Source organism: uncultured Demequina sp., from assembly GCF_913055775.1.
Lineage (GTDB): Bacteria > Actinomycetota > Actinomycetes > Actinomycetales > Demequinaceae > Demequina.
The window spans coordinates 1-4573 of sequence record NZ_CAJXJX010000167.1; the positions used below are offsets into that span (position 1 = coordinate 1).

At 68.5% G+C, this 4573-nt stretch carries 6 protein-coding genes; 4 read left to right on the plus strand and 2 right to left on the minus strand.

Translation table 11 applies throughout. The features are described from left to right. Nucleotides 1–909: O-antigen ligase family protein (locus tag QZ483_RS12785; RefSeq protein WP_297084602.1), on the plus strand; the 909-nt coding region annotated here is incomplete at its 5' end. A 29-nt stretch (nucleotides 910–938) separates the two neighbouring features. Here the strand turns inward: QZ483_RS12785 and ppgK are convergent. Together ppgK and map are read right to left on the minus strand one after the other, a co-directional pair. Then, entirely contained in the window at nucleotides 939–1754 is an 816-nt protein-coding gene (ppgK, locus tag QZ483_RS12790) for a polyphosphate--glucose phosphotransferase (RefSeq protein WP_297084604.1), read from the minus strand. Then, nucleotides 1751–2632 (minus strand): type I methionyl aminopeptidase, encoded by an 882-nt coding sequence (gene map / locus QZ483_RS12795; RefSeq protein ID WP_297084606.1) that lies wholly within the window; start codon nucleotides 2630–2632, stop codon nucleotides 1751–1753. Before map ends, ppgK begins: the two co-directional genes overlap by 4 nt. A 25-nt stretch (nucleotides 2633–2657) precedes the next feature. Between map and QZ483_RS12800 the strand changes: the two genes are divergently transcribed. From QZ483_RS12800 to QZ483_RS12810, 3 genes are all read left to right on the plus strand, one after another. Then, complete coding sequence (locus QZ483_RS12800) at nucleotides 2658–2867, plus strand: SPOR domain-containing protein (protein WP_367117114.1); 210 nt, start codon at nucleotides 2658–2660, stop codon at nucleotides 2865–2867. A 49-nt stretch (nucleotides 2868–2916) separates the two neighbouring features. Next, nucleotides 2917–3945, plus strand: a complete 1029-nt coding sequence (glsA, locus tag QZ483_RS12805; protein ID WP_297084607.1) for a glutaminase A — start codon at nucleotides 2917–2919, stop codon at nucleotides 3943–3945. Beyond that, the coding region (locus tag QZ483_RS12810) for an MFS transporter (protein WP_297084609.1) at nucleotides 3942–4573 on the plus strand (632 nt) is incomplete at its 3' end. The genes glsA and QZ483_RS12810, both read left to right, overlap by 4 nt.

Below are 4573 nucleotides of genomic sequence, written 5' to 3' on the forward strand. Positions count from 1 at the left end.
GTGGCAGGAGTCCTGACGCTCAAGTACCGGGCGGAGATCTTCTCGCTGCTCGGCCGTGACTCCGACATCACCAGCCGCACCCTGATCTGGCAGGACGTCGTCGACTACGCGCAGGCGAGGCCCGAGGGATGGGGCTTCGTGGGCTACTGGCCCATCTGGTCGCATCCTTACTCGGAGATCGGTACCGAGGTCGAGTGGGTGCGACCCACGCACGCGCACAACGCATTCCTCGACGTGTGGCTGCAGCTCGGGCTGATCGGCCTGGTGCTGCTGCTGGCCATGGTCGTGCTGCTCTTCGGTTCGACGTGGCGACTCGTCGAGCGTGCCGGACCGGGCGACACCTTCATGCCGCTGGGGTGGGTGCTCTTGACGGTGTTCCTGACGCTCCAGGCGCTGACGGAGTCGCGGCTGCTGGTCGAGGGCGGCTGGTTCCTGTTCGTCGCGCTGTACTGCCTCGGACCGCCGGTCTTCAGGCTGACGATCGTCGATCCGGAGATGGTCCATACCGGCGTGCGTCGCAAGGACAGGCGCATCTCCGGCACCGTGACCGAGTTCACCGGCATCGACCACGTCCTGCTCACCATTCCCGTGGGCGGGGAGGCGGACGCGCGGAGCTTCTACGGCGGCGTGCTGGGGATGGTCGAGGTCCCGCGCCCCGACACGATCCGCCACCCCGAGGGCTGCTGGTTCGAGGCCGGCGACGTGGTGCTGCACCTGGGAGTGGACCCGGAGTTCGTTCCGGTGAGGACCGGGCATCCGGCGATCGTCGTCGAGGACCTCAAGGCGGTGGAGTCCGCGCTCACGCAGGCGGGCCACACGTGCGAGCGCTCCGACGGCTCGCTGCCGGGCATCCGCCGCTTCCACACGCGGGACGTGTTCGGCAACCTGCTCGAGTTCCAGCAGGCCTAGCCGCGGCCGGCAGACCCGGCCGCGCCAGCTCAGTCGCCCTGGGTGGTGCGCGCGGCCTTCTTCTCGCCGTCCTTGCGGGCCTTCTCCGCCTTCTTGTGCTCGGAGGCCGCCCACGCGGCAGCGCCCACGATGCCCGCGCCGTTGAGCAGCTCCGCGGGGATGATCGGTGCGCGCAGAGTGAGGTGCGGCAGGAACATGTGGTGGGACTTCGAGACGCCGCCGCCCCCGATGATGAGGTCCGGCCACAGCAGCTTCTCCATCTCGGAGTAGTAGCGCTGCAGGTTCTTGATCCAGCCGTCCCAGTCGAGTCCGAGCCGGTCGCGCGCCGACTCCGCGGCCGCGATCTCCGCATCCTGGCCGTCGATCTCGATGTGGCCCATCTCGAGGTTCGGAACCAGCTGCCCGTCGACGATCATCGCGGTGCCGATCCCCGTGCCGAGGGTCGTCATGAGGATCACGCCGTCGCGCGCGTGTGCGGCGCCGTACTTGTACTCGCCGTAGCCGGCGGCGTCCGCGTCGTTCATCACGTACACGTCGTGGCCCGCGTAGTCACGGATCAGCTCGCGCATGTTGGTGCCGATCCACGCGTCGTCCACGTTGGCGGCGGTCTTGACCACGCCGTGCTGGACCACGCCGGGAAACGCCACGCCGATCGCGGTCTTGCGGCCGGGGGAGAAGCGCGCGATGCACTTCGCGACGGTCCGCGCGACGGCGTCCGGAGTCGAGGGATCCGGGGTGGGGATCCGGTAGCGCTCCTCGAGAAACTCGCCGGTCTTGAGGTTCACGGGCGCGGCCTTGATGCCCGATCCTCCGATGTCGACTCCGACCGCGGTGTTCTTGCTCATGGCAGCGTCAGGACCTCCGGGCCATCGTCGGTGATGAGGATCGTGTGCTCGAACTGCGCGACCCACGATCCGTCGTTGGTGACGACCGTCCAGCCGTCGTCCCATTCGTGGTTGTCCTCGGAGCCCGCGCACAGCATCGGCTCCACGGTGAAGACCATGCCGGGCTCGATGACGTCCGCGTGGTGCGGCGCCGCGTCGTAGTGAGGAATCACGAGGCCCGTGTGGAACGCGGGTCCCACGCCGTGTCCGGTGTAGCTGCGGACCGACTCGAAGCCGTGGCGGGCCGCGTACTTCTCGATCACGCGGCCGATCACGTTGACCTCGCGTCCGGGCCGGGCGGCCTTGATGCCGCGCATCATCGCCTCGTGCGTGACCTCGACCAGCGCCTTCGCCTGGTCCGAGCCCTCACCCGCGATGAACGATCCGCAGTTGTCGCCGTGCGCGCCGTCCTTGAAGGCCGTGATGTCGACCTTCACGATGTCGCCCTCGCGCACCACGGTCGAGTCCGGGATCCCGTGGCAGATGACCTCGTTGACGGAGGTGCACAGGGCCTTGGGGAACGGCGGGCGGCCCGCCGCGCCCGGGTAGCCGAGCGTCGAGGGGTACGCGCCGTGGTCCAGGACAAACTCGTGGCCGATGCGGTCGAGCTCGTCCGTGGTGACGCCGGGCTTCACGTGGCGGCCGACCTCCGCGAGCGCCTGCGCGGCGATTGTCGCGGAGGACCGGATGCGCTCGACGAGCTCGTCGCTGTGGATGTCTCCGCCGCTCCACGCCGCCGCCCGCTTGCGTCCCACGTACTCGGGACGGGCGATCGAGGCGGGCACGTCTCGCCACGGTGAGACGACGCCCTTGGTGATGCTCTCGCGGACCGCACTCATGCCTGGCAGTCTATTCATGGAGGCGATGCTGATGTCACCCGACGGGGTCCCCAAGGTCGAGTACTTCTTCAATACGCGCACGCGCATGGTCGAGCAGGGGCGTCAGAGCTCGTGGGAGAACCTCATGGGTCCCTACGACTCGTACGAGGCCGCCGCTCGCGCGCTCGAGACCGCGCAGGAGCGCACCGACGCGTGGGACGAGGACGACCGGGAGTGGCGCGGGGAGCGCGGGTGACGCCACCACACAGCTCGGTCAGGGCCGATGCGGCGGAGGGCGGGCGACGATGGAACCGTTAGGAGACTTGGGCGTCGACGAGGTCGCGCAGCTCGTTCACACGGGCGCGATGCCGGAGCGCGACGACGTCACGGGCGTGATCGACGAGGCACACGCGCGCACCATCGGTCTGGACGACGGCGAGGTGGCCACGTATATCCCGGAGCTCGCCGATGCGGACCCACGTCTCTTCGGCATCAGCGTCGTCGGCACGGATGGTGACCACTACGCCGTAGGCGACGCCGACGCGGCGTTCTCGATCCAGTCGATCTCGAAGGCGTTCGTCTACGCGCTGGTGTGTGAGACGCGCGGCCACTACGCCGTCCGAGAAGCCGTGGGGGTGAACAACACCGGCCTGCCGTTCAACTCGGTCATGGCGGTCGAGCTCAACGACGGCCACCCCATGAACCCCATGGTGAATGCCGGCGCCATCGCCACCACCGCCATGGTGCCGGCTGGATCTGCGACCGAGCGGTGGGAGATCATCCGCCGCGGGCTGTCAGCATTCGCTGGGCATCCACTGGAGCTCGACGCGTCCGTCTATCACTCTGAAGCAGCTACCAACCAGCGCAACCAAGCACTCGCGCGACTTCTCGAGAGCTACGGCCGTATGGAGGAGGACCCGCTCGAGGCCGTCGACGTCTACACCAGGCAGTGCTCACTCGTCGTGGACGCTCACGATCTCGCGGTGATGGGCGCGACCCTCGCGGACGGGGGCGTCAACCCGGTGACGCGCGAGCGTGTGGTCTCCGAACAGGTGTGCCGCGATGTGCTCGCCATCATGGCATCGGCCGGCATGTACGAGCGGTCAGGCGAGTGGCTGTTCGAGATAGGCCTACCGGCGAAGTCTGGCGTGTCGGGGGGCATCGTCGCGGTGGCGCCGGGCAAGGGCGCCGTCGGCGCCTACTCACCGAGGCTGGACCGTGCTGGCAACAGCGTCCGGGGTCAGCGAGCGGTGGCCTACCTATCTCGCACCCTGGGTCTCAACATGTTTGCCGCACACGACGTCGGCAGCACAGTGAAGAGGAGTTGGACATGAGCGCGACTAGGCCATCGCAGGAAGCCGACGCTGTCGTCCGCGCGTCGTGGACGCCCATGATCGGCCTGTTCTGCGCGCAGGTACTCATGTCCTTCAACGTATCCGCGCTGCCAGTGTCGCTCGGAGGCATCGTCGAGGACTTCGACGTCGCCCCCACCGTCGCCAGCAGCACGATCGTCGTCTACGGCCTCGCCGTCGCCGGTCTGGTCATGGTGGGTGCAAAGCTCGGCCAACGCATCGGCTGGCTGGTCATCTTCCGGGTGGTCGTGGCGATGTTCGCGGGATCCGCGATCATGATGTTCCTGTCGCCCAACGTCGGGTGGGCCATCGCCGGACAGGCGGTCGCCGGTGCCTCGGCTGCGGTGATCGTGCCGGCGCTGGTCGCCCTGATCGCGGAGAACTACCGCGGCGAGCAGCAGGCCCAGGCCATCGGGTCGCTTGGCTCGGCTCGTGCGATTTCGGGCGTGAGCGCGTTCTTCATCGGCGGCGCGCTCGGCACAGCCATCGGGTGGCGGCCCATCTTCCTCATCGTGCTCGCGCTCGCGGTCACCGTGTTCATCCTGAGCTTCTGGCTGCGCGCCGACCGCGGCGACCCGAGCGTGAAGATCGACACCGTGGGTGCCGTGCT